We start from the raw sequence: 24,678 nt of genomic DNA, 5'->3' as shown, positions 1-24,678 counted from the left end.
CGACCTCACCACCTACAGGCGGAGATACCCGAACATGCCGAAGCGCGTTGACCACGAGGAACGGCGCGCCCAGATCGCCGAGGCGCTCATCCAGGTCGCGGGGCGCCAAGGGCTGCACGCCGTCGGGATGCGCGACGTGGCGGCGGAGGCAGGGGTGTCGCTGCGGCTCGTGCAGTACTACTTCGACACCAAGGAGAAGCTGCTCTTCTACGGGCTCCAGCACCTCACCACCCGCTTCACCGCGCGGGTGGGCGCCCGGCTGGCCGCCGCAGGTCCGGACCCCGGCCCGCGCGCGACCATCGAGGCGCTACTGCTGGCCTCCCTGCCGACCGACGAGGAGAGCCGCACCTTTCACCTGCTCTACAGCTCCTACTCGATCCTGTCCGTGACCGACGCGGCCCTGGCGGCCGAGCCCTTCATCGACAACCCCGACGCCGCGGAGAACGCCCTGACCGGCCTGATCGAACAGGCCCAGGCGTCAGGCCTGGCGGATGTCGGCGCCGATGCGCGCACCGAGGCGATCAGCCTCCTCGCCATGACCGCGACGATGGGTACCAGCATCCTCGTCGGCCAACGGGAACCCGCCTCAGCCATCGCGGTACTGCGTCACCACCTCAACCGCATCTTCAGCTCTCCCCGAGCATGACAACGGCCCGGCATTCCGCGGGCGCGTGACGCTCGACACCGCCGCCGCACCGGAGCCTCCCGCCGCCATCCGACGCACGGGCAGGCGCCGCCTCAGCCGCGCGGGGCGACGGCGGACGTGTCGAGGGGGGCTCCGGCGGGCTCCCAGAGCGGAATCCCGGTGGGCTCCGCGGCCGGGTCGTGGGGTGATGCGCCGACGGTCGCCGCGGCGGGACCCGCCGACGGTTCCCCGGCTGCCTCCCAGGGCGGCGGTACGGCCGTTTCGGTCCACGCCGCGAGCGCGTCACCGTCGAGGCAGACGATCCCGCAGGTGGCGGCGTACTCCAGGGCGGGCGCGGTGAAGGAGCTGGTCGTCACGACGACGGCCACATCCGCGTCGTGGACGGCGAAGCACGTGCCGCCGAATCGCTGCAGGTCCTGCGAGCCGACCCGGTTGTTCTCGCCGTAGTGCTTGCACTGCACGACGAGGCGCAGGCCGTCCGGGGTCGTGGCGATCACGTCGGCGCCGAGATCCCCGGCGCCGCCCACCACCTCCACCGGGCTGCAGCCGTCCCGTGCGCAGAGCGCGGCGACGGTGTGCTCGAAGCCGTCGGCGTCGACGGCTTCGTGGTCGAGCGCGGTCGCTCCCACGCCGGGCGCCTCCGGAGGCGGGAGCGGATCGGCCTGCGGGTACGCGAGCGGATCGGCCTGCGGGTACGCGAACGGGTCCGCGAGGGAGCGCCGGGATCCCTGTGACAGGCTCCATTTGGCGAGCGCGGTCCCGATCACGATGACCACCACTACGACAACCGGCAGGACCGGGATCCGTGTCCCGTCCCCTCCCACGGCCTTGACGAAGGCGGCCAGTCCGCCCACGCATATCCCGACGAGCCCGACGGCGAGTACGACGTCGCGCCCCACCGCCGCGGCCCGGCTCCGACTCCGGCCCCGGTACCCGCCCTGCCCGTTCCTGGTCCTCCGCTGTTCCATGCCGGAGCCCTCCCCTCGTCGTCCGCCGTACGGCGGCCCGTCGTTCCTCGTGCGGCCGTTGCCCCGGCCCGGGTGTGGGGGGTCAGCGTCTGCGGCCGCGCCCGCGGGCCGCCCAGCCGTGGCCGACGCCCGCGACCTGGAGGGCGAGCAGGGCGAGACCGATCAGCATGAAGTTGGTGGAACTCAGCATGTCGTTCGTGACGATGTTCGCGGCGTTGATGAGGAACGCGATGAAGAAGAGGACGGCGGCGGCGATGCCCAGCATGGTCGGGCCCCTTTCGGTCGATGACCGCCGTGTGCCCGGCAACGGCCCGGACATGAGCGGAAGTTCCGGCCGACTTCATCCGTCGGCGGGGACGCCGAAACCCTGGGCAGGCCCCGGAGCCCGTCCCCGCTCCCCCGCCGGCCGCCTGCCCCGGCAGACTGCACGGCCCGGCCGCCGGGCCGGAAGGCCAGCGCGGTACGGGGGGAGACGTTGTCCAGCTGGACCCAGGGGACCCAGTCGGTGGACTGGGGACCGGAGACCCTGACGCGGCCTGCGTATCGGCTTCGACGCGGGTGGAGTTGATGCCGAGGTCGTTGTTGCGGGGGCCCACCCCTCGGCCCGTCTTCGGCGGTTGGACCGTGATGCTGCTCCAGGCCACGACGGCCACCAATCCGCCCGACGTCGTGGCCGCGGCGGCCGAGGGCGCGGTGGACGAGGGCGCGGTGGACGAGACGAGCGAGCGCGGAAGCGCGGGTGGACCTGGCGAAGCCCGGCGGCGAAGATCTCCGCCGCCCGCCCCCGGGAGATGTTCACCCCCTGAGCGCAGCTCACGACCCGGCTCCTGCGGGCCGCCTCGCCGGCCCATGCCAACTCGTATTCCGGTCGGCCGCGCCGGAGTTCGAGGTCCTTCGAGGACCTCCTGGGGAACACGTGGAGGGGCCCGGGTGCGATGTCGCCACCCGGGCCCCGAAGGAACTGCTACACCATCTGCCGGCCCTAGTACTGCGCCGGCCTGCTGTTTCCGCCGACCCGGCCGAGATGCTGCCGGGAGTGCGGGGATCGCGGTTGCTTGACCGGAGACCACCTCACTATCGATGTCCTGCGGTACCCGGGCTCATACCTCCGCCCGGGCGATCCTGATGGCGCTCGGCTCCTCCGTTCTTCCCTCTGGATCACTCACTCATCAAACGGGTACTGCGAACTGCTCGTACCGCTGGTCCTGCGCACTGCTGATGGCCTGCGAAAGCGCCATTCTCCGGCAGCCAGCCCCGTCGCCCGTCCTGCGTCTGCTCTGGCTTAGAACCCCACTGCCGAACCTCCCGGTGCGCGCGCCCGCAGCCGACGCCTTCACCGAGGTACCACTCCACTCAACTGCACTGCTGGGTACCGAGAACCGCACTTACCTACTGCGGGTACTGCCACTGCACTTAACGCGGTACTGCTCACGGCGGCCCCTGATCACTGCGGGCCACCCGGTCCGGTCGTCAGTCCCGTCGCCGTCCTGCAACCGCTCTGGCTCCGAAACTCCACCACCGCACCGTCCTGCGCACTGCGCTTGCGGGTACGACTGCCCGGCAGTTCATCTCTGCCGGGCCCTTCTCGATCTCGGCTACGAGAGAAACCATAACCACGCCGACGCCCAATGTCTACTCCGGCCGACATAGGTTTTCGCAGCTACGGCAGCGAGGTAGTCACCCTCGAACGAAACAAGGGCGTAGCGGCGCTCTCACCTGCGGGGATACCCCTACGGTCGTGGCGCCACGTCCCGCCGAGCGGCACAGAGCCCCCGTCCGGGCATCACCCGATCGGCCGCACACCCTGACTTCGGCCGACCTCCGCGCGCCCTGGCGGGTCATGGCGTCGGTGCGCCGGTGCGGTGCCGGTCGGGAGTGAGGAGATACGGGAGTGAGGGCGCGGCTGGGTCGCCAGGGGCTGCTCGACCTCCTGGCCGAGGACATCGAGGAAGGCACCGCCTTCCTGCGCGAGAGCGCTCGTACCTCCGGCGGCGGCTTCACGGGGGGGCACGACCGTGCTCGCGACGCGGGGCCTCACCTCGGGCGAGTTCCTGGCCTGGATGGACACGGCCTTCGCGGCCGACGAGAACGCACTCCTCGCGGCGCATCCCGAGCACTACGTGATGGCCCCCGAGGAAGACGGGGCGTTCAACGTGGTGGAGAACATCGGCCCCCATGTCTGCTCCTTCTCCATGGGCGGCCGGGCAACGGACGCGATGGCCTGGGCCGCGGACGCGGACGAACTCCTCCCCAAGTCCGCGTTTCCGCACAAGATGTCCTCGAACCTCTTCCTGGGCGACGGCACGGTCGTCGGGCGGGCGCTGACGCAGTTCGGCGACACCGCCGACGGCTTCCGTGCGAGCCTGACGGTCTACGTGCCGACCTCGCGCCCGGCAGACGTCCTGGAGCACCACCTCCGGCACTACGCCGTCGATTTCAGGAACTGGATCACCGCGGCCGCAGCAGCTCGCCCCTGAACGACTGCGGACGCGGATCCGGGCAATCAAGGGTGATCGCGACCAACTTCATCGGCAGGGGCATGGCATCTCCGGGCCGATCGGTGGACATCGGGTGAGGCGATGGGCAAGGGAGGGAGATCCCGGATCAGGCTGCTCCGACGGTACTCGGGCAGGACGACGCGGTGTGCCGCGTGCTGCAGGCCGCGTCTGCGGGCCGACGGCCCGGGAGCCGCTGGACCAGGCGGACGCGGCCGAGTTTCCGCCGATGTCCGACGCGGGACCCCGTCATGGTCCAGCGGGGGGGTCGGGCAGCCCTCCGTGTCCGGCACCGCTGCGCCCGCCGACGCACCCGGCCCTGAACCGGAGTCGGACGGGCTGCCCACCCCGCCCCCAGTCGATCACGGCGCGGGCATCGCCTTCCAGGCGGTTCCACCGGCAGGAATACTGTCCGTCATACTTCTGCCGGGTCTCTGCAGAGGCCGGGGCACACCAATCGGGGGACGTCAGCCATGGGCACCGGTACGCCGGGCGAGGGGGAGTTCGGCAACCGGTTGCGCGCGTTGCGCACCCGCGCCCGCCTCAGCCAGGACGAGCTGTCCCAGAAGTCCGGAGTCAGCGTCCGCGCATTGGCCGACCTGGAACGGGGGCGTGCCCGGGGACCGCAGCGGCGTACCGTGGAGGCCCTCGCCGGCGCGCTCGGTCTGGATCCGGACGGTGCGGCGGAACTGGAGGCGGTCGCCCGCACCGGCCGCCCCCGGCCCCGGGCGCCCGCCGCGCCGGCCGCCCGCCACCCCCTGGCACTGCCCCGTGACCTCGGGGACTTCACCGCCCGCCGCCCGGCCCTCGACCGACTGACCGCGCTGGCGGAGGGCGCCGACCGGGCCGGTGACGCGGGCGGCACCGTGGACGGCTGCGCACCGGTCGTCGTGGTCTCGGGGCAGCCCGGCCTCGGGAAGACCTCGTTCGCGGTGCACGCCGCGCACCGGCTCGCGCCCCACTACCCCGACGGCCAGTTCGCCCTCGACCTGCACGGCATGGACCCGGAACCGACCGCTCCGGGCGAGGCCCTCGGCCGGCTGCTGCGGGCACTCGGCGTTCCCGGCCGGTCGGTCCCGGCCGGTATCCGGGACCGCTCGGGGCTGCTGCGCTCCGTACTGCGCGAGCGTCGAGTGCTGCTCCTGCTGGACAACGCCGCCGACGAGGCCCAGGTCCAGCCGCTGCTCCCCGGCACCGGCAGCTCGCTCACGCTGGTCACCAGCCGGTCCGCCCTGGCCGGTCTCGAAGCCGTCCACCGGGTCGAGCTCGCCCTGCTGCGCCGGGAGGAGGCCGTGGAGCTGCTGACCCGCATCGTCGGCCCGGACCGGATCCGCCAGGAGGCCCAGGCCGCCCGCGACCTCGCCGACCTGTGCGGTCACCTCCCGCTGGCCGTGCGCATCGCCGGGCAGCGGCTCGCCGTCCGACCGCGCGAACGCCTCGCCCGGCTCGTGGCCCGGCTGGCCGACGAAGGGCGGCGGCTGGACGTCCTGGAGGCGGGCGGGCTGCGCGTACGGGCCGCCTTCTCGCTGTCCTACCGGCAACTGGAGCCCGACGCCCGCACCCTGCTGCGCCGCGCCGGCCTCGCCGCCGGGCCCGACTTCTCCGCCGAGACCGCCGGACTCCTGGCAGGGCTGGCTCCCGACCGGGCGGCCCGGATCGCGGAGGAGCTGGCCGACGCCGGTCTGCTCCAGCCCGACGCCGACGCGGAGCGGTACCGGTTCCACGACCTGCTGCGGCTGTTCGCCGCCGAGCGGGTCACCGCCGAGGACGCCCCCGGAGCGTGCGGCGCCGCCGAGGACCGGGCGGACCGGTGGATGCTGGCCCGGGCCACGGCCGCCGCGCTCCGCTTCGACGTGGACCGTCACGGGGACTCCCCCACCGGCGATCCCGATCCCGCGCGGGCCCCCGCCGGACGCGAGGAGGCGCGCGCGTGGCTGGAGGCCGAGCGGAACCAGTGGCTGGCCGCGCTACGTCGGGCCCACACGGCCGGACACCATCGCCGGGTCCTCGACGCGGCGGAGGCCATGCACTGGTTCTCCGACCTGAACCAGCACTGGGAGCTGTGGGTGGAGGTGTTCCGCAGGGCCGTGGAGTGCGCGCGCACACTCGGCAGCCGCAAGGAGGAGGCCGTCCACCTCAACTATCTGGCGTGGGCCAACAACATCTGCGTCCACGACCACCCCGCGGCTCTGGAGGCCGCCGACGCCGCCCTGGCCGCGGCCCGTGACACCGGTGACGAACTGCAGACGGGCTGGGCACTGGGCTACGGCGCGGGGGCCCTGCACCGGCTCGGCCGGGTGGCGGAGTCGATCGTCCGGATACGCGCGGCCGCGACCTGCCTCGGCGCCCAGGACTCGCCCCAGGCCCGCCTCGGCGAGCTGACCACGCTGAACACCCTCGGCACCTATCTGCGCGAGGCCGGCCACGCCGAGGAGGCCCTGGTCATGCACCGGCGCTGCGAGGCGATCTGCGCGGCGGGGATGCCGGGGCAGCCGTCCGAGCTGCTCTCGGTCTACGGGGCGGCGGCGCGCCACCAGACCGGTAACGACCTTGCCGTACTGGGGCGTTGGCTGGAGGCGGAGGGCCCGCTGCGGCAGTCCCTGGCGCACTTCGAGGCTGTCCGGATGCCCGCCTGGAGCGAGCCGGTGCGCCTCGACCTCGGCGCGGTGCTGCGGCGTCTGGACCGCCACGAGGAGGCGGGCCACGTCCTGCGGGCCGCCCGAGAGGGACTCGTGCGGCTCAACAGCCCCCGGCAGGGCGAGGTGGCGGAGGAGTTGCGCGCCCTGGAAGCACTGGCGGGCGGTCCGTGAGCCGTCGCGCCGGAGTCGCCGCGCCCTCGGTTCGGACGGAGCGCTCCGTGGTTCTGCGAGGATGAGACACATGGACGTGCGGAGCAGGAACCGGGTGAGGGTGTCAGGACGCCCCGGTGGGCCGGTGGTGGTGCTGGCGCACGGTTTCGGATGCGATCAGAACATGTGGCGGCTGGTTGTTCCGGCGCTGGAGCGTGATTTCACCGTCGTCCTCTTCGACCACGTGGGGGCGGGGCGCTCGGACCTGTCGGCGTGGAGTCCGGAGCGCTACTCCAGCCTGGACGGCTACGTCGAGGACGTGCTGGAGGTCTGCCGTGAGGTGGATCTGGGGCCGGTGACGTTCGTGGGGCATTCGGTGAGCGCGATGATGGGGGTGCTGGCCGCCGTAAGACGGCCCGAGTGTTTCGCGGGTCTGGTGCTGCTCGCTCCCTCGCCGTGCTTCGTCGACGACCCTTCAACGGGATACCGGGGCGGATTCAGCGCCGAGGACATCGATGAGCTGCTCCAGTCCCTGGACGCGAACTATCTGGGCTGGTCGGGAGCGATGGCCCCGGTCATCATGGGCAACCCCGAACGGCCGGAGCTCGGTGAGGAGCTGACGGCGAGCTTCTGCGCCACGGACCCGGACATCGCGCGGGTCTTCGCGCGCGTGACGTTCCTGTCCGACAACCGGGCCGATCTGGCCCGGTTGACGGTCCCCACCCTCGTCGCCGAGTGCTCCGACGACGCGATCGCCCCGCCGGAGGTGGGTGCCTTCGTCCACGCCCGGATCGCGGGGAGCCGGCTGGTCACCCTGGACGCCACCGGGCACTGTCCGCAGCTCAGTGCTCCCGAGGAGACCGCCGAGGCGATCATCGCGTTCGTGGGGAACCTCTCATGATGTGCGGCACCGACGACGACCAGGACGGCGAACCCGGCTCCGGCCGGCGCTGCGGTGACGACCTGAGCCGGGGAGCCGACCCGTCGCGGCGCCGCGATGACGACCAGGCCTTCTCCGCCCTGCTGGAGGACAGCGCCGAGGACCTGTACGAGAACGCACCGTGCGGCTATCTGTCGACGCTGCTGGACGGCACGATCGCCAAGGTCAACGCCACGTTGTTGAACTGGCTGGGGTTGCGGCGCGGCGACCTGGTGGGCCGCGGGAAGTTCTCCGAACTCCTCACCGTCGGCGGGCGCATCTACCACGAGACGCACTTCGCCCCGCTGTTGCGCATGCAGGGCGAGATCAACGGCATCGCCCTGGAGATGAAGACCGCCGACGGCGGCCGGCTCCCGGTACTGGTCACCTCGACCGTCAAGACCGGCGGCGACGGGCAGCCGCTGCTGATCCGCACCACGGTCTTCGACGCCCGCGACCGGCGCGCCTACGAGAGCGAGCTGCTGCGCGCGCGCCAGGAGTCCGAGCGTGAACGCGCACGCCTCCAGCAGCTCACCACCACGCTCCAGCAGACTCTGCTGCCGCCCGCCCTGGCGAACGTCCCCGGTCTGAACGTGGCCGCGCACTACCACATCGCTTCGGCCGACGAGGTCGGCGGCGACTTCTACGACCTGTTCCCGCTCGCCGACGGGACGTGGGGGCTGTTCCTGGGCGACGTGTGCGGCAAGGGAGCGGCGGCCGCCGCTGTCACCTCCCTGGCCCGGTACACCTTGCGCGCCGCCGCCGTCTACGACTCCGACCCGGTGGCCGTCCTCACCAACCTCAACACCGTCCTGGGCCACGAGTACAACGGCGACGACCCCCGCTTCTGCACCGTTCTCTTCGGCCTGCTCACCACGGGCGGTGACCAGGACGGCGTCCGGATCACCCTGGCCAGCGGCGGCCACCCCCCGGCCCTGCTCCTGCGCGCGGACGGCAGCGCCGACTACCTCCCCACCCCCGGCGGACAGCTCATCGGCGCCCTGCCGACCGCGCACATCGCCTCCACCACCGTCCGCCTCGACCCGGGTGACACCCTCCTCCTGCACACCGACGGCCTCACCGAAGCCCACACCACCGCCGCGGGCGGGCGCTACGGTGACGAAGCCCTCCTCGACTTCGCCCGCGCCCTGGCCCCCACCACGGCCCAGGACACCGTCAGCGCGATCCGCCAACTCCTCGACACCCTCGGCAGCGGGGTAGACGACGACACCGCCGTCCTGGCCGTCAGCGTGCCCCGCCCCGAGAGTGAAGAGCAGCAGTGAACCAGCTCACGATCCGCACCCGGAAGGCCCCCTGCGGCCTCGTCGTCGAGGTGGCCGGAGACCTCGATCACCACAGCGCGCCCGAGATCCGTACCCTCCTTCCCACCCTGGTCCTGGACGAGGGCCAGCAGCTCCTCCTCGACCTGGGTGGGATCACGTTCTGCGACTCCAGCGGCATCACCGTCCTGCTCGCCGCCCGCAACCACGCCCTCACCCGCGGCGCCACCATCGCCCTGGCCGCCGTACCCGATCGCGTCAGCCGGATCTTCCGCATCGTCGGCCTGGACCAGGTCTTCCCCGTCCACCCCACCAGCCAGGCCGCCGAAGCCGCCTGGGCGCCCCCCGCCGCCTGAACACCCTGGGGCGTGCCGGCCGTGCTCCCGAGGGCGAACACCTGGCGGAGCCGGACAGCGCCGGTGGGACGGCCGTGGGCGTCGGCGCGTCAGCGGGGTCGGCGCGAGGCACCGACCCGTGACCGCGAAGCGCCGAACGGCCCGGCTCAGCCGGAGTGGAGGATCCGGAAGCGGTCGGGTTCCACCGGATCCCGGTCGACGACTTGGATCGGCGCCGACGCCCATTGCCACACGCCGATGCCCGGCGTGCGGGTGAACCGGATCTGCCCGCGGGTGCCTTCGACCGACACCCGCGGCCAGGATTCGGCCGTGCGCACCCGGTCCGCGCCGTGCGAACGCAGCACGTCGGCGAGAACCGTGACCGCGTCGTAGCCCTCGAAGGCGACGAAGGAGGGCGCTGCGGCCAGCCGCTCGCGCAGGGCCGTCGCGACGCGTGCGCCGAGGGGCGTGGGCCGCTCCGGCAGGTAGCGCAAGAACGGCACCGCGGCGCCGTCGTCGCCCAGCGCCGTCGCCCATTCGGCGAACTCCGGTTGTCCGGCCGGAGCGCCGATCACGATCTCGGCGAGGCGCTGGTCGCGGCGGACGGCCTTGACGATCGTAACCGCCGGATCCGGGTGACCGACGAGGAGGAGGAGGGCTGTCGCGCGATGGTCGACAGTTGCGTCGCACAGCGCCGCGGGGGCCGCCTCGCGCGTGTCGAGTTCGATGACGGTGCCGCCGCGCGGAGCGAGGTGGTCCCGCAGGATACGGACCCCGGACGCCCAGTAGACACTCGGCTGGACGGCTACGGCGATGCGGCTGTGGCCCGCGCCGAGGAGGTAGTCCGCGTAGACCTGCCAGCCGCGGGACTGCGCCGGAGCGAGGCGCGCGACCCAGTCCGTCGGCTGGTCGGTGAGCGCGTCGAGGACCGCTGACGAGCAGAGGAACGGCAGGCCGAGGGCGTCGGCCCGCGCCGCGGCGGCGCGAGCGACGACGCTGTGGTACTCCCCCACCAGGGCAGCCACGCCCAGGCGAGCCAATTCGTCCACGGCCGCCGCGGCCCTCTGTGGATCGGCGGCGGTGTCGCGGACCACCAGCTCGAGCGGCCTTCCGGCGATCCCACCGGCGTCATTGACTTCGCGAACGGCCAGTTCGATACCGGCGAGCAGGTGCCGGCCCGCTTCGACCCAGCCGGGCCGGGTCAGCGGAACGAGAGCGCCGATCGGCACGGACGAGCCGTCGGCGCGCCCCGCTCCCGTGGGCGGCGGCGTAGTCATGCGAGGTATCTCCTTCGTCCGGTCATGTGCTCATTCGGTCACGGTGTCACCGTGCCGGTGGACCACTCTCCACTCGCCGCCCTCCCGGCGGTACACCTGCGTGGCCCGCAGCGTGTAGGTGCGCGGCTGTCCGTCGACGGACACCGAGGTGTGCTCGAAGCCGACGGTATAGGCCAGGTCACCCACGACGTCGTACGTCCGCAGTTCGAACGCGTACGACGTGCAGTCCGAGAAGCTCCGGGCGAGAGCGCTGAAGAGCTCGTCGATCTCCAGCTGCCCGCTGGCGTTGCGCCAGGCCCCCAGGACGCTGACCGGCTCGTTCCGCGACCAAAGGGCTCGGCGGGGGGCCGCGTTGCCGTTGTGCAGTGCGAGCTCCGCCTCGTACAGAGCGGTCCTGACCCATGCCAGGAAATCGTCATGATCACTCATGCCGCCATGATGCACCGGGCGGTCCGTCCTGCGTGGTCCAGGCTCGCGGTGAGGACGGCCGCGGACAGCCGGACGCGGGAGCGGTTGGGACGCCGGGGAGCGCTGCCACGGCTCGGTCCGCGGTCCGCGCCGTGCGCTGGGGCAGGGGGCGGGGGTGGGGCGGGCGTGGGGCGGGCGTGGTCAGGTCAGGAAGCGCTCGATGGCCTCGCGGGCGCGGGCGTTCGATGCCGCGGCGGCGGCCAGGGACCGGGCCAGGGTGTCGATCCACTCGTCAAGGCCCACCTGGCGCCGCGAGAGCACGATGCCCCGGACCTCGTGGCAGATCTCCCCGACCACCCGGCCCCGGTCCATCCGCAGCGAGAGCCGCTGCTCTCCCAGCGCGACGTCCAGCTCGGCGACCGCACCCTCGCGCCCGGCCAGCCGTTCCTTGAGGGAGCGGCCGCGCCGGATCCGTACGGCGCCGGGCGGCAGCGCGTCCGACAGCTTCGCCGACAGCACCTTCGCGTAGAGGGTCAGGTCGGCGCTGTCCTGGCGCAGCGCCGCGGCCAGCATGTTCACTTCCGCGTCAGTCATCGAGGCCCAGCACCATGGTCGGCCGTTCGATGACGTGGTCGTCGCGCAGCGGGCGTACCGCTGTCCCGATGGCGAAGAACTCGGTGGTGTGCGCCCCCCAGCTGTGCGAGTGCTGCCGCAGCTGGACCGCCACGATCCCCTCGGCCTCCAGGGCCTTCCCCTCCGCCTGCATACGGCTCATCGCCAGTTCGCGTGCTTCGTAGAGCGCCTGGGTGAAGGGCTCGATCTCGACGTTGCGGCCGGTGGTGCTCAGCGCCTGGCCGAGTCGCTGGTGCGCCACGTGGTAGACACACGACCCCATGACCATGTCCAGCGGCGCGTACCCGGCCCGGATCAGGGTCCAGAAGTCCTGGCCGGACAGGTCCGAGGTGAACGGCTTGCCCTTGTTGTTGCGCCAGGTTCCGCCCGGTCCCGGGTCCGCTCCGTCCGCCTTCACCGCCGTGCCGACGGCGATGAACTCGGCGATGTCCGAGCCGAACTCCTTGAACTCGATGTCCAGCCGGACGCCGACGATCCCGTCCGCCCCCAGGGCGCCGGCCTCGGCCTCCATGCGGCTCATCGCCAGTTCGCGCGCTTCGTACATGGCCTGTGACAGCTTGGTCAGCTCCTGGTTCTTCGACCACCGGCCGAGCTGGATGCCGACGTGGTAGACCGAGGAGCCGAGGACCAGGCCGAGCGGACGGAAGCCCGCCTCGCGCACCAGCAGGAACTCGTTCACCGTCAGGTCCGAGGTGAAGAACTGGCCCTTCTCCCCCGGCTGGAGCTGCGCGAGGCGCCGCATCGCGTCCTCGGGCACGCCCTCCGCCGCCAGGCCCGCGGCTCCCCCGGCCAGTTCCTGCCCCGTTCGCTCGGTCATGTCAGTGCTCGCGCTCCAGTCTCATGATGGTCAGGGGTTCGGGCCCGACGGGCCGCTCGGAGCGGCGGAACCGGGTGATGGAGGTGCCGACGAAGACCGCCTCGGCGGTCATGTCGCGTTCGTAGCCGGAGGTGGGGCACTCGCTCTCATTCACCGTCAGCTCCACCTCGTCCACCACCACCCCGTCCCCGCCGTACTTCGCCGCGTCGAGGGCCAGCTGTCTGCGGGCATCCCGGCGGACGTGGCTGATCAGCTGGGTGTAGCCGTCGACTTCCTGGTTCTCGGCGGTCCAGCGGGTCCGGCGGGAGGTGCGCCAGTCGTCGTGTCGGATCGCGAGGGCGATGCCGATGGCGAGTCCGGTGGGAACCCATCCGGTGTGCACGAGCTTGGCGAAGTCCTGGCCGCTCAGGTGTGAGGTGAAGGGATCGTGCGGCCGGATGCGCGAGCGGGCCCGGACCGCGGTCCCTCGAACGGTGAACTCCATACCCCCCGCGGGGAATTCGCCGATCCACAGGTCGACCGCGACGATCCCGTCACCGCCGAGCGCCCGGCATTCGGCCACCGCGCGGGACAGTGCGAGCCTGCGCGCCGCGTACATCGTCGCCGCCAACTGCGACAGGGACGGCGCCCACCGCGAGGACGGCGCACGCGTGCCGTCCGTGACCGACCACGCGCCCGGACAGCCCCAGAGGCCGGTGTACCCGATGTTGAACACCGCCGTGCCGAGTACCTGCCCCACCGGCTCGAAGCCGACGCCCTTGATCGCGGCGAACTCGTCCGACGACAGCGTCGAGTCCCAGGGGCGCTCGCCCCGGAGCCTTGCCGACGCGCCGGCGGCGGCCCCGGCCCCCGGCAGGCCGGCGTCTGGTCGGTGTGTCATCGACTCCTGCGCCCCTCGCCTCTCGACTCGCCGCGCGGACAGCGGATCGCGTCGCTCTTCGAGAGCCTATGTCATCGGTTGGGCCACCCGGACGGCGACGGCGGCCTTTAACCGCCCTGCCCGTACCGGCTGTTGTGTACGAGGACCCAGCCCGGCCGGACCGCGGGCGGCCCACCAGCCAGACGGTACGTCGACGGGACAGCCCTTAGGCTGCGTGTCATGAGCCGCAGTCCCGCGACGCGCCCCGGGGGGCGCAGTGCCCGCGTCCAGCAGTCCGTGCACGAAGCCGTGCGCGCCCTCGTGGCGGAGCGCGGGCGCGAGGGGCTGACCCTGCCGGCGATCGCCGCGCGGGCCGGGGTCACCCCCTCCACGGTGTACCGGCGCTGGGGCGACCTGCAGGAGCTGCTGGCGGACGTGGCGGTCGAGCGGCTGCGGCCCGAGGGCCCGCCGCCGGACCTCGGTTCCCTGCGGGCCGACCTCGACGCCTGGGCGGAGCAGTTCGTGGACGAGATGTCGGCCCCGGCCGGACGCGGCTTCGTCCGGGACGCGCTCGGCGCCCCGGAGGGGCGTGAGGCGAGCCGGTGTTCCGCGTACGCCGCCGAGCAGCTCGCCGTGACCCTCGCCCGGGGTGCTGAGCGCGGGGAGGCGGCGCCCGGCTTGGAGGAGGTGCTCGACCGGGTGGTGGCGCCGGTGATGTATCGCGTCCTGTTCCGTCCGGGCCCGCTGACCGCCGCCTACGCGCACGCCCTCGTGACCACTGTGTGCCCGGCGCCCATCGGACTCGCGTTCCCCGAGGGGGCGCCCCGCCCGGCTACGGAGCACTGACACAGCACCGACGCAGCGCTAAAGCTAAGAAGTTGCTTTTTGCGGGAGGGTTTGATGGTGTACCTGGCACAAGGGAAACCCCTCCCCTGACCTAGGAGCAACTCCCTTGTCCCACTGACAGATCGGCGACATCGCCGTCCACCGCATCGACGAGATCACGCTCCCCGCCGACACCGGCCGCTGGCTGCTGCCGGACGCCACACCCGAGACCGTCGGCGGCTTCGACTGGCTCAAGCCCTCCTTCGCCGGTCCCGACAACGAACTGCGCCTGGCCGTGCACACCTTCGCGGTGGAGGTCGCGGGGCTGCGCGTCCTCGTGGACACCGGCATCGGCAACGGCAAGACCCGCGCCAACGCCGCCTGGCACCAGCTCGACACGGACTACCTGGCCCGGCTGGCCGCCGCCGGTTTCGCGCCCGAGGACGTCGACTACGTGATCCTCACCCACCTGCACGCCGACCACGTGGGCTGGAACACCCGCCGCGACGCCGACGGCACCTGGCGGCCCACCTTCCCCCGTGCCCGCTACGTGACGGCCCGTGCGGAGGACGCGTACTGGTCCGGGGTGGAGCTGGAAGAGAGCCGTCGCCAGATGTTCGCCGACTCGGTGGAACCGGTCCGCGCCCACGGCCAGCTCGATCCGGTGGACGTGGCGCCGGAGGGGACCGAGCTCCTGCCCGGCCTCATGCTCGTACCCACCCCCGGGCACACGCCCGGGCAGGTCGCCGTCGTACTGAGCAGCGGTGGCGGCCGGGCCGTGATCACCGGCGACTGCGTCCACCATCCGGTCCAGCTCGCCGACCCCGCCCTGTGCAGCTGCGTGGACACCGATCCGGCCGCCGCCGTCGCCACGAGGACCCGGCTCCTGAACGGCATCGCCGGTACGGACACCCTGCTGCTCGGCACCCACTTCCCGGCCCCGACCGCCGGACTCGTACGACGCGAGGGCAGCGGGTTCCGCCTCGACCCCGCGCCCGTACGCGCCTGACGGCGGCCGACGACTCGGACGACGCTCCCGGCCGGGCCGGGCCCGGGTTCAGTGGTCCTGGACCGCCCGGCGGTATTCGGCGTTGATGCGCTGGGCCTCTTCGAGCTGGTCTTCGAGGATGACGATGCGGCAGGCCGCCTCGACGGGAGTGCCCTGGTCGACGAGTTCCCGGGCGCGGGCGGCGATGCGCAGTTGGTAGCGGGAGTAGCGGCGGTGCCCGCCCGCGGAGCGCAGCGGGGTGATCAGGCGGGCCTCGCCGATGGCGCGCAGGAAGCCCTGGGTGGTACCGAGCATCTCGGCGGCCCGGCCCATGGTGTAGGCCGGGTAGTCGTCGTCGTCAAGACGGCTCTTGGAGTCACCCGCTGTCATGTGCACCTCTCTACGCGCGGAGGGGCCCTGGTGCCGTACGGCACCAGGGCCCCGAAGGAACTGCTACACCATCCGCCGACCCTCATGCCTCGTCGGCCTTCTGTTTCCGCGGACCCGGCGGACGTGCTGCCGGGGGCGCGGGGATCGCGGTTGCTTGACCGGAGACCACCTCACTATCGATGTCCTGCGGTACCCGGGCTCAGACCTCCGCCCGGGCGATCCTGATGGCGCTCGGCTCCTCCGTTCTTCCCTCTGAATCAACCATTGGCACTGCACTTGCTTACGGGTACGACTGTCCGGCAGTTCATCTCTGCCGGACTTCTCGATCTCAGCTACAAGAGAAACCATAACCACGCCGACGCCCAATGTCTACTCCGGCCGACATAGATTTTCGCGTGTTGGCCGGGTAGGGCACCGGTCCGGCCGCCCGGAGGCCAGGGCTCCCGTCAGCGGGGCGCTGACATCGCCCAGCGGATGGTGCCCGTCAGGGCCCGGCCGGAGAGGCGGACGCACTGTTCCGGGAGGCGTGGCGCGCGCCGCAGGCCCAGCTCCGCGCGGGCCCAGGACGGGAGCAGGGAGACCGCGTTCGAGGCGAGGACGGCGTACGGACCCCGGGCGGCCAGGGGCAGGGGCGGCCGACGCAGGATGAAGCGGGCCGCCTCCCGGGCTTCGGCGGTGGCCCGCAGCTCGGGGCGGTAGGACGCGAGGCGGGCCGCGAGTTCGGCCCGGTTCAGCGGCGGGTCGATCGCGCCGAGGGCGCGGGCCACCCGGGCGGTGTCCTCGATGTACGCGTCGCAGCCCTGGGCGTCCAGGGGGCGGGCGCCGAACCGCTGGTGGGCCCGCAGGAAACTGTCGACCTCCGCGACGTGGACCCAGCCCACCAGACGGGGATCCGCGGCGTGGTAGGCCTCGCCCGCGGCGGTGGTGCCCCGGACCCGCTCGTGCACGGCCCGTACGCGGTCCACGGCGCGCTGCGCGTCCTCGGCGGCGCCGTACGTCGTGACCGCGAGGAAGGTGCTGGTCCGTTGCAGCCGTCCCCAGGGGTCCCCGCGATAGCCGGAGTGCGCAGCGACGGCGGCCATGGCGAGCGGGTGCAGGGACTGCAGGAGCAGGGCGGTCAGGCCGCCGATGAACATGGAGGCGTCCGCGTGCACGGTGCGGACCGGCCGCTCGGGGCCGAACCAGCGCGGGCCGGGCGCGCCGTGGATGCGGGCACGGTTCGCCGGGCCCGCCGGTCCGGCGACGCGGGTGAACAGCCCGGCCCCGATCCGTTCGCGCAGGCCACGGCCGTGACCCTGCGGTACGGGCGTGCTCATGCCTCCATTGTGCCGCGCCCCGCGGGAACGGGGCGCTTCACCGGCGCGGGGAGCGCATCCGGGGGGAGCGCAGCCGCTGGGCGCGTAGGGCCGCGCGCGCCGCGTTGGCTCCGGGTGCGCCGTGCACGCCCCCGCCCGGGTGTGCGGTCGCCGAGGCGAGGTAGAGGCCGCGTACGGGGGTACCGGGGCGGCCGCTGCCCGGGACGGGGCGGAACATCAGCTGCTGGTGGAGGCTGGTGGTGCCCTGGTTGACCGCGCCTCCCACCAGGGCGGGGTTCAGGCGTTGCAGGTCGGGTGGCGCGAGGACGCGACGGGCCCCGATCGCGGCACCGAAACCGGGGGCGAAGCGCTCGATCTGCGCCTCGACGCGCGCGGCGACGGCGTCCTTCTCCCGTTCGTCCCACCGTCCGGTGATGGCGTCGCGGCCGTCCGCGCCCGCGTCCCCCATGATCTTCTGCGGTACGTGGGTGTAGGCCCAGGCGGATTCGGTTCCCGCGGGCGACCGGCTGGGGTCGGTGGTGGTCATCTGGCCGAGCACGAGGAAGGGGACCCGGGGTACCTGGCTCATGGCGAGCTGCCCGGCGAACAGGGTCAGCTCGTCCACCCCGTCGGCGAGGTGTACGGTTCCGGCACGGCGGGCCTCCTCGGCCCGCCAGGGGATGGGCCGGGACAGGGCCCAGTCCACCTTGACGGTGGCGTAGTCCCACTGGAAGCGGCGCAGGTCGGCGCACAGCCGCGGCGGGAGGTGTTCCTCGCCCACCAGACGCTCGTACAGCAGGGGGGCGGGTAGGTCGGCCAGTACGGCCCGCGCCGCCGGGATCTCCGTACCGTCCTCGGTGCGCACCGCGACGGCGCGGCCGCCGCGCACCACGATCCGGACCGCGGCGCGTCCGCACACCAGGGTGCCGCCCCGCGCTTCGAGGCGGCGGACGAGCGCCGCGGTGAGTTCACCCGCGCCGCCGACGGGGACGGGGAAGCCGTACGCCTGCCCGAGCATGCACATCAGCCAGCCGAAGCCGCCACCGAGGGCCGATTCGGGGCCGAGGTCGGCGTGCAGCGCGTTGCCCGCGATCAGCATCCGCGCGCCCTCCCCGGCGAACTCCTCCTCGCCGAACCGGCGCGCGGGCAGCAGCATCGAGCGCGCCACGCGCAGTCCCTCGGCCGCCCGTAGCCGCGCCGCGAGCCGCAGGCCCGAGCGGACGGGTGGGAAGGGGGTGAAGAAGCACCCGAGCACGTCGTCGCCGATACGCCGCCAGAGGGCGTAGAGACGTTCCCAGGACTCCCCGTCGCCGGGTGCGAACCGCTCGACCGAGGCCGCGGTGTCCTCGACGTCGCCGCACAGGACGCAGCAGCGCCCGTCCAGGAAGGGGTGGGCGACGACGGCCGGGGCCCGGGTCCAGCGCAGGCCCTCGTCCTCCAGCCGCAGCGCCCGGAGCACGGGCGAGGCGGCGGCCAGCGGGTAGAAGGCGCTGAACAGGTCGTGCACGTAGGCCGGATCGAGGCCGCGGTCGCTGCGGACCCCGCCGCCGGGCTCGGGCGACGCTTCCAGGACGACGACCCGCCACCCGGCGTCGGCGAGGACGTTGGCCGCCACCAGACCGTTCGGCCCCGCCCCGATGACGACCGCGTCAGGCGTCCCCACGGGGCCTCGGTCCCATCGATTCGACGACGCGCCGCAGGCGGCGCAGCAGGCCGCGGTGACGGAGCCCGACGAGGGCGTCGATCGCCGCGTTGTGCGGGAGGCCCTGCTTCCCGCGCAGCGGATGTTCGTCGATGATCACCAGGGTGTCGTCCCCCCACGGGCGCATCTCCAGGGCGATCCGCGCGCTGCCGCCCTTGCCCGCCATGGCTTCCAGTTCCAGCCGGTGGGGCGGCTCGTGGACGCGTACGACGGTCCTGCCCTCGTACGACCAGGGGCCCAGCTTCACCTCGTAGCCGAGGGTGGATCCCACCAGTGGCCAGCGTCCTTGCTGCTCCCAGGAGGAGCGGGTTCCGACGACCCAGGAGGAATAACGGCTGCCGTCGCTCAGGACGTCCCACACCCAGGAGCAGGGGCGGTGGATGAGCTGGTGCTGCACTGCCATGGCGTCCTCCCTCATCCGTGTGCGGCGCATTTCAGCGCGTGGTGCGTCGTGTGAGGTGTGTGGTGCACCCGGCGCCTACCCCTGGGGCGGGGGCTCACACCGCTCGCTCCGCATGGCCCTTTCACGCCCGGATGGTGGGGCGGCGCCCGCCCCGGGCGCACGGGGCGGGCAGGCTCCGGAAGAGAGGGCCCAGGTCGACGACGGCTCACGGCCCCCGACGGCGGAAGCTGACGCCGTCGCGCCCCCGCCGCCTCGCCCCACCTGCAACCGGGACCCCGCCCCACGCGTCGCCTCACACATGGAACGCGAATGGTTCTTCTCCCTGATCCCCCTGACAATCGGCACGGCCTTCCTCGGCTTCGGCGTCCACGGCCTCCGGCGCGCCGACGCGCTCCGCCGTACGGGCGTCACCGCCAGGGCCCGGATCGTCCGCCACGAGGTCAGGCGGAGCGACGAAGGCGCCGTCTTCCACCACCCGGTCGCGGCCTGGACGGCCCGGGACGGGAGCTCGTACGCGTACGCGTCCAGGTTCGGCCGCGCAGCCGTAGGACGCGTCTTCGGCGTGGGGGCGTACGTCACGGTCCGCTACGACCCGCGGACCCCGCAGCGCTTCGTGATCGAGGGCTGGGACACGAAGACGGTCGACCTGCTATTCACCGTGCTGGGGACGCTGTTCACCGGGGGCACGGTGGCCGTGCTGCTCGTCCGGCTGCTCACCCTCTGACCGCGCCCCTGCACGCCACCCGCCGCCGCCACTCCCAGCCTTCGTCCGGTCAGGCGCCTCGGGGCGCGGGCCCGGCGAGCTTCACCGTGGAGGGCGCCCCGCGGGTCCACGCTCGGACCACGTCCAGTACGGCTTCGTGGGAAGGCAGCGCATGCCCGGTAATCGACCCGGTCCCGGTCGTACGGGAGCGGGGTGACGGCCCGCTGGATCCGGGACGACTACCGCGCCTACCTCGTCGCGGTGCCCGCCGGGTGCCTGGTGGGGCTGGTCGGCGGGGCGTTCCGGTGGTGCCTGGAGCGGGCCGACATGCTGCGCGGCCAGTTGCTGGAGTCCGCCGCCGGGCTGGGCGGTCCGGGGTGGCTGATCCCGATGGCGCTCGCGTCGGTGGGCGCGGCGGTGGCGTGCGCGATCGCGCGGCGCGTTCCGCACGCGGCGGGCAGCGGAATCCAGCACGTGGAAGCCGTGTGGCGGGAGGAGACCGGACCCGGACCCCGTGATCCGCGGCTGCTGCCGACCAAGTTCTTCGGCGGTCTCGTCGCCATCGGTTCGGGCCTGGTGCTCGGACGGGAGGGCCCGATCGTGCACATGGGGGCCTCGATCGGGGCCGAGGCGGGACGGCGTACCCGGCTGAACGCCGAGGACGCCCGGCTGCTGCACACCGCGCTCAGCGGCGCGGGCCTCGCCGCGGCGTTCACCGCCCCGCTCGGTGGGCTGCTGTTCGTCTGCGAGGAGGTGACCCGCACCGTCCGGCCCCGCCTGGTGCTGCTCACTCTCCTCGGCACGACCTCGGCGGTCGTGTGCTGCCGGTTCCTGGTGGGTGACGCGCCGGTCTTCCCGGTCTCCGGCGTTCCCGTCCCGCCCGTGTGGATGCTGTTCGTGTTCCTGCTGGTCGGCGCGGCGGCCGGGGCGCTGGGAGCGGCGTACAGCACGCTCGTCGTCGGGATGCTGGCCGTGGGCGACCGCCTCACGCGGGTGCCGCTGGTGGTCCGGGCGGCCGTGATCGGGGCGGCCGTCGGTCTGCTGATGGCGTACGACCCGGTGCTGGCCGGGGGCGGCGACCCGTTGACCCAGCGGCTACTGACGGGCGGGAGCCCCGCGGTGGCTACGCTGGCGGCCTATCTCGCCGTCCGGTTCGTCGCGGGGCCGCTCAGCTACGCGGCCGCGACCCCCGGCGGGCTGTTCGCCCCGCTCCTCGTCCCGCTGCTGCTCGCCTGTTTCGCCGCGGCCCTGGCCGCTGACCACCTGGAGAGCGAGCCCATCTACGACAGCCTGCGGCGGCGCATGCCGGAACGCCCCTGATCCGGCTCGCCGGGACGAGACCGGTCAGGACGGCGGCCGCGAGAACGGCGGTCCTGGTCCTCTTCATTCGCACGTGCTCCTCAACTACGGCACTACGACGCGCAGGCGGACCTGCTCGTGGCCACGAGCCTGCCGTCCGTCGCTGACGTTCGGCTGACGATCCGCTGTCGCCGACGCTTCTCCTCGGCCGGCTCGGACCCGTGCAGGGCGCTGACGGCGGCCAGTTGACGGGGCGTCAGCACAGCCAAGATCGATTGTCAGTGGTGGGTGAGAAGGTAGGAACATCAGTCGGAGAGCAGCGCTCAGCAGGGCGCAACAGGGGGAGCATCCATGTCCGGAACCCAGAACTACATCAACCACGTCGCTCTTGTGCTGGACGCCAGTACGTCCATGTCGCACCTGAACGGCAAGGTCGTCGAGGTCGCCGACCAGCAGATCGCGTATCTGGCCCGTCGGTCGAAGGAACTGGACCAGGAGACCCGCGTCACGGTGTACGTCTTCGCGGACCAGGTGCAGTGCGTCATCTACGACAAGGACGTGCTGCGGATGCCGTCCTTGAAGGAGCTGTACCGGGTCGGTGGAATGACCGCTCTGCTGGCGGCCACACTGAAGTCGCAGCGGGAGCTGGCCCAGACGGCCCAGCTGTACGGCGACCACAGCTTCCTGACGTTCGTGCTGACCGACGGCCAGGAGAACGCGAGCCACCGCTGCCAGGACGCCCCCTCCCGGAACCCGCAGGAACTGGTGCGGGGCGTGGCCGAGATGATCGAGACGCAGCAGGACAACTGGACCCTGGCCGTGCTGGTGCCGGACCAGATGGGCAAGCACGAGGCCATGCGGTGCGGTTTCCCGAAGGACAACATCGCCGTCTGGGACGCCACGAGCACACAGGGCCTGGAGGAGGCCGGGCAGGTCATCCAGGAGGCGACCGAGAAGTTCATGGTGGGCCGCTCCAAGGGCATCCGGGGATCGCGGGCGGTGTTCTCCACGGGCGCCGAGGCCGTCAACAAGGACACCATCGAGGCAGCCGGCCTCGCCCCGGCGGACACGTCGGAGTACCAGCTGATTCCGGTGGCCCGCGAAGCGGCGATCCGGGACTGGGTGGTGGAATCCGGGCACGCGTACCGCACCGGTTGCGCGTTCTACCAGCTGAGCAAGCCGGAGAAGATCCAGGCGCGGAAGAAGATCGCGGTGCTGGAGAAGAAGACGGACCGGGTGTACACGGGGCCGCGGGCCCGGGCCCTGCTCGGCCTGCCGGACACGGAGGTCCGCGTCACGTCCGACCACAACGACGACTTCACGATCTTCGTGCAGAGCACCAGCGTGAACCGCAAGCTCGTACCGAACACGCGGCTCCTGCTGATGGTCTGACGGATCCCCGACAGCGCCTTTGCCGGTACGACGGACCGGACGGCGCCACGGACTGAACGCGGCCCGGACCGGCCGGTACACGGACCGGCCGATACACGGACCGAACGGCACCACGGACCGACCCCGCACCCGAGACCGCTCCCCGGAGCCGCGAGGCACGCGCGGCTCCGAGACGCCACGTCGCAGCGGGCCGAGGTCCGCCACTGCCTCACTGGCAGGGGTTGAGACTTCCGTTGTCGAGCTTGAGGTTGCTCGCCAACAGCCAGCCGGTCCGCTGGGTGCCCTTGATCCGGCCGTAGACCCACTCGTTGTTGTAGGTGTTGACGGTGTGGCACCACGCGTAGAACCCCGTGCCCGAGGGCACGGAGATGATACCGGCGCACTCGGCTGCGGGCCGCACCCGCAGGGTGTGGGTGCCGTTGAGCGTCCCGTAGGCACTGGAGTTGTTCCCGACGGGCTTGGCGTCGCAGGGCTCACCACCGCCCGCGTAGGCGGTCCCGCCCATCGGCACCACCACGACCGCCAATGCCTACCGCGCACGCCGTCGTGAATCCCGCCACCACACTTGTGATCCGCATCCGCACTCCTCCGCAGAGCCGCCTGTACCTCCCCCCGGGACGCCGCGCCCCCACCACCGGTTCCGCACGACGGCCACTGATGAGAGCCGGCCGCGGTTCTCGCCGGAGTTGCCGCCATGTGCCGCTCTGGCGCAGGCGGATCGACGAGGAGTCACGACACCAGCGGGGCACGGTCAGCGGGAGAGCCGAGCGGCTTTCAGGAACGGGACGAGCGCGTCGATGAAGGGCTCGTTCCGGTCACCGACCACCGTGTGCCCGGCGTCGGCCACATCGACGTACCGCGCGTTGGGCACCCTGTCGCAGAACTCCTCGGCGACGTCCTCGCGCACCACGTCACTGATCCCGCCGCGCACGAGCAGGATCGGTACGCCGGCGCTGCGAGCGGCGTCGAGGAGACGCTCCGCCATGCCGGGCGGGTCCATCCGGCCCTCGAAGCTGTCCAGGAGACGCGGGTCCCAGTGCCAGACCCAACGCTCGCCGCGGCGCCGCAGGTTGTTCCGCAGCCGCTCCGGGTCGTACGGTCGCGTGCGGTGCGGTTGGTGGGCGGCCACCGCCGCGGCGGCTTCCTCGATGCAGGCGAACCCGTCCGGCCGACCGCGCATGAACGCGACGATCCGGCGGGCCCCCCGGGGATCCGGCCGGTGGGCGACATCGACGAGCACCAGAGCGCCGATCGCCGCCCGGGGTGCCTCCCCGGCGGCGAGCAGCGAACTCAGGCCCCCGAGCGAGGCCCCCACGAGCACTGGCCGGCCGCCGACTTCGGCGACGAGCGCCCGTACGTCCTCGGCGAACAGGCCGAGGTCGTAGTCGCCATCGGCCGACCATTCGCTCGCGCCGTGCCCGCGCAGGTCCACCGCGACGACCCGCCACCCCAGCGCGGCCAGCCGGGGGCCGGACCGGTCCCAGGCGTGACGTGTCTGGCCACCGCCGTGCAACAGGACGAGGGGCGGCGACGATGCCTCGCCCCATTCGTCTGCCGCGAGCAGGATCCCGCCGCCGCCCACGAAGCTCCGGGTTCGCGGTGCCGCACCGGCCGTCATACCGGGTCCCGGGTCCGCAGTGGCGCCAGGAGTCGGTCACGGCAGAGGTCCGCGGCCCCGGCGGCGAGCGCGACGTCCAGTGCGAACAGGGCCCGCGCGAGGAAGCGGTCGTCGTCCGTCAGCGCGGCGACCCACTGGTGCAGTGCGCCCACGCACGAGGTGCCGACCACGGCGGCCAACGCGTCGGTGTCGACGTCGGCGCGCAGGATGCCCTGCGCCTGCGCCTCGGCCATCGCCCGGCGGAGCTGGGTGAGTGGACTGCGCGCGAGTACGAGGCCGCTCTCCTCCCATTCACGCACCATGCGGCGCGATACGACCGGGTCGCCCACGAACAGGCCCACGGTCGCCCGGACGACCTCGCGCGGGTCACCGGCTCCCACCGCCGTCAGGCGGTGTTCGAGTTCGTCCATGAACCCGGCGGCGAGCGCTTCCCAGATCTTCTCGCGCGGTCCGATCAAGTTGTACACAGTGGCCGGGGCGACCTCCGCCCGCTCGGCGATCCGCTCGGTGCTGATCACCGACTCCGGGCTGTCCCGCAGGAGTTCGCGTGTCGCGTCGAGGATCCTGATGCGCCGCTGCGCCTTGTGCCGCTCACGCAGCCCCTCTTCGGTGCTCTGCATACGCGTACACCCTTCAT

25 protein-coding genes are annotated in these 24,678 nt (G+C 72.7%); 11 read left to right on the top strand and 14 right to left on the bottom strand.

Annotated features, from left to right (window positions below; all coding sequences use genetic code 11):
* The first annotated feature begins 34 nt into the window (after positions 1-34).
* Complete coding sequence (locus tag QMF80_RS06110) at positions 35-646, top strand: TetR/AcrR family transcriptional regulator (protein WP_283450234.1); 612 nt, start codon at positions 35-37, stop codon at positions 644-646.
* A gap of 92 nt (positions 647-738) precedes the next feature.
* Here QMF80_RS06110 and QMF80_RS06105 read toward each other — a convergent pair whose 3' ends face one another.
* On the bottom strand, positions 739-1,614 hold the full coding sequence (locus QMF80_RS06105) for a restriction endonuclease (RefSeq protein WP_283450232.1): 876 nt from the start codon (positions 1,612-1,614) through the stop codon (positions 739-741).
* Positions 1,615-1,696: 82 nt separating this feature from the next.
* Entirely contained in the window at positions 1,697-1,879 is a 183-nt protein-coding gene (locus QMF80_RS06100) for a hypothetical protein (protein WP_283450230.1), read from the bottom strand.
* A gap of 1,750 nt (positions 1,880-3,629) precedes the next feature.
* On the opposite strand from QMF80_RS06100, the gene QMF80_RS06095 reads away from it, so the two are divergent.
* The 5 genes from QMF80_RS06095 (at position 3,630) to QMF80_RS06075 (ending at position 9,453) form a co-directional block, all read left to right on the top strand.
* Entirely contained in the window at positions 3,630-4,091 is a 462-nt protein-coding gene (locus QMF80_RS06095) for a hypothetical protein (protein WP_283450228.1), read from the top strand.
* A gap of 491 nt (positions 4,092-4,582) precedes the next feature.
* Complete coding sequence (locus tag QMF80_RS06090; protein ID WP_283450226.1) at positions 4,583-6,919, top strand: ATP-binding protein; 2,337 nt, start codon at positions 4,583-4,585, stop codon at positions 6,917-6,919.
* Between the two features lie 70 nt (positions 6,920-6,989).
* Complete coding sequence (locus tag QMF80_RS06085; RefSeq protein WP_283450223.1) at positions 6,990-7,799, top strand: alpha/beta fold hydrolase; 810 nt, start codon at positions 6,990-6,992, stop codon at positions 7,797-7,799.
* Positions 7,799-9,100 (top strand): SpoIIE family protein phosphatase, encoded by a 1,302-nt coding sequence (locus QMF80_RS06080; RefSeq protein WP_283450222.1) that lies wholly within the window; start codon positions 7,799-7,801, stop codon positions 9,098-9,100. The genes QMF80_RS06085 and QMF80_RS06080 overlap by 1 nt, the downstream gene beginning before the upstream one ends.
* Entirely contained in the window at positions 9,097-9,453 is a 357-nt protein-coding gene (locus QMF80_RS06075; protein WP_283450220.1) for an STAS domain-containing protein, read from the top strand. Before QMF80_RS06080 ends, QMF80_RS06075 begins: the two co-directional genes overlap by 4 nt.
* A gap of 146 nt (positions 9,454-9,599) precedes the next feature.
* Here QMF80_RS06075 and QMF80_RS06070 read toward each other — a convergent pair whose 3' ends face one another.
* From QMF80_RS06070 to QMF80_RS06050, 5 genes are all read right to left on the bottom strand, one after another.
* Positions 9,600-10,709 carry an ABC transporter substrate-binding protein gene (locus tag QMF80_RS06070; protein ID WP_283450218.1) on the bottom strand — a complete coding sequence of 370 codons (1,110 nt, stop codon included), beginning with the start codon at positions 10,707-10,709 and terminating at the stop codon, positions 9,600-9,602.
* Positions 10,710-10,739: 30 nt separating this feature from the next.
* Positions 10,740-11,138, bottom strand: a complete 399-nt coding sequence (locus QMF80_RS06065; protein WP_283450216.1) for a nuclear transport factor 2 family protein — start codon at positions 11,136-11,138, stop codon at positions 10,740-10,742.
* 180 nt (positions 11,139-11,318) lie between these two features.
* Positions 11,319-11,711 (bottom strand): hypothetical protein, encoded by a 393-nt coding sequence (locus QMF80_RS06060; RefSeq protein ID WP_283450214.1) that lies wholly within the window; start codon positions 11,709-11,711, stop codon positions 11,319-11,321.
* On the bottom strand, positions 11,704-12,567 hold the full coding sequence (locus QMF80_RS06055) for a heavy metal-binding domain-containing protein (RefSeq protein WP_283450212.1): 864 nt from the start codon (positions 12,565-12,567) through the stop codon (positions 11,704-11,706). Before QMF80_RS06055 ends, QMF80_RS06060 begins: the two co-directional genes overlap by 8 nt.
* A 1-nt stretch (position 12,568) precedes the next feature.
* On the bottom strand, positions 12,569-13,447 hold the full coding sequence (locus tag QMF80_RS06050) for a heavy metal-binding domain-containing protein (protein ID WP_283450210.1): 879 nt from the start codon (positions 13,445-13,447) through the stop codon (positions 12,569-12,571).
* 219 nt (positions 13,448-13,666) lie between these two features.
* Between QMF80_RS06050 and QMF80_RS06045 the strand changes: the two genes are divergently transcribed.
* Both QMF80_RS06045 and QMF80_RS06040 read left to right on the top strand, forming a co-directional pair.
* Positions 13,667-14,272, top strand: a complete 606-nt coding sequence (locus tag QMF80_RS06045; protein WP_283450208.1) for a TetR/AcrR family transcriptional regulator — start codon at positions 13,667-13,669, stop codon at positions 14,270-14,272.
* Positions 14,273-14,393: 121 nt separating this feature from the next.
* On the top strand, positions 14,394-15,260 hold the full coding sequence (locus tag QMF80_RS06040) for an MBL fold metallo-hydrolase (RefSeq protein ID WP_283450387.1): 867 nt from the start codon (positions 14,394-14,396) through the stop codon (positions 15,258-15,260).
* A 48-nt stretch (positions 15,261-15,308) separates the two neighbouring features.
* Here the strand turns inward: QMF80_RS06040 and QMF80_RS06035 are convergent, their stop codons facing one another.
* From QMF80_RS06035 to QMF80_RS06020, 4 genes are all read right to left on the bottom strand, one after another.
* Positions 15,309-15,629 carry a MerR family transcriptional regulator gene (locus QMF80_RS06035; protein WP_283450206.1) on the bottom strand — a complete coding sequence of 107 codons (321 nt, stop codon included), beginning with the start codon at positions 15,627-15,629 and terminating at the stop codon, positions 15,309-15,311.
* A gap of 446 nt (positions 15,630-16,075) precedes the next feature.
* Complete coding sequence (locus tag QMF80_RS06030; RefSeq protein WP_283450204.1) at positions 16,076-16,945, bottom strand: oxygenase MpaB family protein; 870 nt, start codon at positions 16,943-16,945, stop codon at positions 16,076-16,078.
* A 37-nt stretch (positions 16,946-16,982) separates the two neighbouring features.
* Positions 16,983-18,587 carry a phytoene desaturase family protein gene (locus QMF80_RS06025; protein WP_283450201.1) on the bottom strand — a complete coding sequence of 535 codons (1,605 nt, stop codon included), beginning with the start codon at positions 18,585-18,587 and terminating at the stop codon, positions 16,983-16,985.
* Positions 18,574-19,029 carry an SRPBCC family protein gene (locus QMF80_RS06020; protein WP_283450200.1) on the bottom strand — a complete coding sequence of 152 codons (456 nt, stop codon included), beginning with the start codon at positions 19,027-19,029 and terminating at the stop codon, positions 18,574-18,576. Before QMF80_RS06020 ends, QMF80_RS06025 begins: the two co-directional genes overlap by 14 nt.
* A 298-nt stretch (positions 19,030-19,327) precedes the next feature.
* Between QMF80_RS06020 and QMF80_RS06015 the strand changes: the two genes are divergently transcribed.
* From QMF80_RS06015 to QMF80_RS06005, 3 genes are all read left to right on the top strand, one after another.
* The gene (locus tag QMF80_RS06015) at positions 19,328-19,753 is read left to right on the top strand and encodes a DUF3592 domain-containing protein (RefSeq protein ID WP_283450199.1); all 426 of its coding nucleotides are present in this window, start codon (positions 19,328-19,330) and stop codon (positions 19,751-19,753) included.
* Between the two features lie 192 nt (positions 19,754-19,945).
* On the top strand, positions 19,946-21,052 hold the full coding sequence (locus QMF80_RS06010; RefSeq protein ID WP_283450198.1) for a chloride channel protein: 1,107 nt from the start codon (positions 19,946-19,948) through the stop codon (positions 21,050-21,052).
* Positions 21,053-21,382: 330 nt separating this feature from the next.
* The gene (locus QMF80_RS06005; RefSeq protein ID WP_283450197.1) at positions 21,383-22,423 is read left to right on the top strand and encodes a vWA domain-containing protein; all 1,041 of its coding nucleotides are present in this window, start codon (positions 21,383-21,385) and stop codon (positions 22,421-22,423) included.
* Positions 22,424-22,631: 208 nt separating this feature from the next.
* Here QMF80_RS06005 and QMF80_RS06000 read toward each other — a convergent pair whose 3' ends face one another.
* The 3 genes from QMF80_RS06000 to QMF80_RS05990 all read right to left on the bottom strand — a co-directional run bounded on the left by QMF80_RS06000 (position 22,632) and on the right by QMF80_RS05990 (position 24,661).
* Positions 22,632-22,928, bottom strand: coding sequence for a hypothetical protein (locus tag QMF80_RS06000; RefSeq protein WP_283450196.1), 297 nt, complete (start codon positions 22,926-22,928; stop codon positions 22,632-22,634).
* 246 nt (positions 22,929-23,174) lie between these two features.
* Positions 23,175-24,041, bottom strand: coding sequence for an alpha/beta fold hydrolase (locus tag QMF80_RS05995; RefSeq protein ID WP_283450194.1), 867 nt, complete (start codon positions 24,039-24,041; stop codon positions 23,175-23,177).
* Positions 24,038-24,661, bottom strand: a complete 624-nt coding sequence (locus QMF80_RS05990; RefSeq protein ID WP_283450192.1) for a TetR/AcrR family transcriptional regulator — start codon at positions 24,659-24,661, stop codon at positions 24,038-24,040. The genes QMF80_RS05995 and QMF80_RS05990 overlap by 4 nt, the downstream gene beginning before the upstream one ends.
* Between the last annotated feature and the right edge of the window lie 17 nt (positions 24,662-24,678).

Origin of the sequence: Streptomyces sp. G-G2 (assembly GCF_030063135.1) — a bacterium.
In the GTDB taxonomy this organism is placed as follows: domain Bacteria; phylum Actinomycetota; class Actinomycetes; order Streptomycetales; family Streptomycetaceae; genus Streptomyces.
This window is presented reverse-complemented; position numbering and strand designations above follow the sequence as displayed.

Excerpts from the sequence above, each read along its gene's own strand:
- QMF80_RS06110 (WP_283450234.1), top strand. The coding sequence starts at position 35 with ATGCCGAAGCGCGTTGACCACGAGGAACGGCGCGCCCAGATCGCCGAG.
- QMF80_RS06105 (WP_283450232.1), bottom strand. The coding sequence starts at position 1,614 with ATGGAACAGCGGAGGACCAGGAACGGGCAGGGCGGGTACCGGGGCCGG.
- QMF80_RS06100 (WP_283450230.1), bottom strand. The coding sequence starts at position 1,879 with ATGCTGGGCATCGCCGCCGCCGTCCTCTTCTTCATCGCGTTCCTCATC.
- QMF80_RS06090 (WP_283450226.1), top strand. The coding sequence starts at position 4,583 with ATGGGCACCGGTACGCCGGGCGAGGGGGAGTTCGGCAACCGGTTGCGC.
- QMF80_RS06085 (WP_283450223.1), top strand. The coding sequence starts at position 6,990 with ATGGACGTGCGGAGCAGGAACCGGGTGAGGGTGTCAGGACGCCCCGGT.
- QMF80_RS06080 (WP_283450222.1), top strand. The coding sequence starts at position 7,799 with ATGTGCGGCACCGACGACGACCAGGACGGCGAACCCGGCTCCGGCCGG.
- QMF80_RS06070 (WP_283450218.1), bottom strand. The coding sequence starts at position 10,709 with ATGACTACGCCGCCGCCCACGGGAGCGGGGCGCGCCGACGGCTCGTCC.
- QMF80_RS06065 (WP_283450216.1), bottom strand. The coding sequence starts at position 11,138 with ATGAGTGATCATGACGATTTCCTGGCATGGGTCAGGACCGCTCTGTAC.
- QMF80_RS06060 (WP_283450214.1), bottom strand. The coding sequence starts at position 11,711 with ATGACTGACGCGGAAGTGAACATGCTGGCCGCGGCGCTGCGCCAGGAC.
- QMF80_RS06055 (WP_283450212.1), bottom strand. The coding sequence starts at position 12,567 with ATGACCGAGCGAACGGGGCAGGAACTGGCCGGGGGAGCCGCGGGCCTG.
- QMF80_RS06050 (WP_283450210.1), bottom strand. The coding sequence starts at position 13,447 with ATGACACACCGACCAGACGCCGGCCTGCCGGGGGCCGGGGCCGCCGCC.
- QMF80_RS06045 (WP_283450208.1), top strand. The coding sequence starts at position 13,667 with ATGAGCCGCAGTCCCGCGACGCGCCCCGGGGGGCGCAGTGCCCGCGTC.
- QMF80_RS06035 (WP_283450206.1), bottom strand. The coding sequence starts at position 15,629 with ATGACAGCGGGTGACTCCAAGAGCCGTCTTGACGACGACGACTACCCG.
- QMF80_RS06030 (WP_283450204.1), bottom strand. The coding sequence starts at position 16,945 with ATGAGCACGCCCGTACCGCAGGGTCACGGCCGTGGCCTGCGCGAACGG.
- QMF80_RS06020 (WP_283450200.1), bottom strand. The coding sequence starts at position 19,029 with ATGGCAGTGCAGCACCAGCTCATCCACCGCCCCTGCTCCTGGGTGTGG.
- QMF80_RS06015 (WP_283450199.1), top strand. The coding sequence starts at position 19,328 with ATGGAACGCGAATGGTTCTTCTCCCTGATCCCCCTGACAATCGGCACG.
- QMF80_RS06005 (WP_283450197.1), top strand. The coding sequence starts at position 21,383 with ATGTCCGGAACCCAGAACTACATCAACCACGTCGCTCTTGTGCTGGAC.
- QMF80_RS06000 (WP_283450196.1), bottom strand. The coding sequence starts at position 22,928 with ATGGGCGGGACCGCCTACGCGGGCGGTGGTGAGCCCTGCGACGCCAAG.
- QMF80_RS05995 (WP_283450194.1), bottom strand. The coding sequence starts at position 24,041 with ATGACGGCCGGTGCGGCACCGCGAACCCGGAGCTTCGTGGGCGGCGGC.
- QMF80_RS05990 (WP_283450192.1), bottom strand. The coding sequence starts at position 24,661 with ATGCAGAGCACCGAAGAGGGGCTGCGTGAGCGGCACAAGGCGCAGCGG.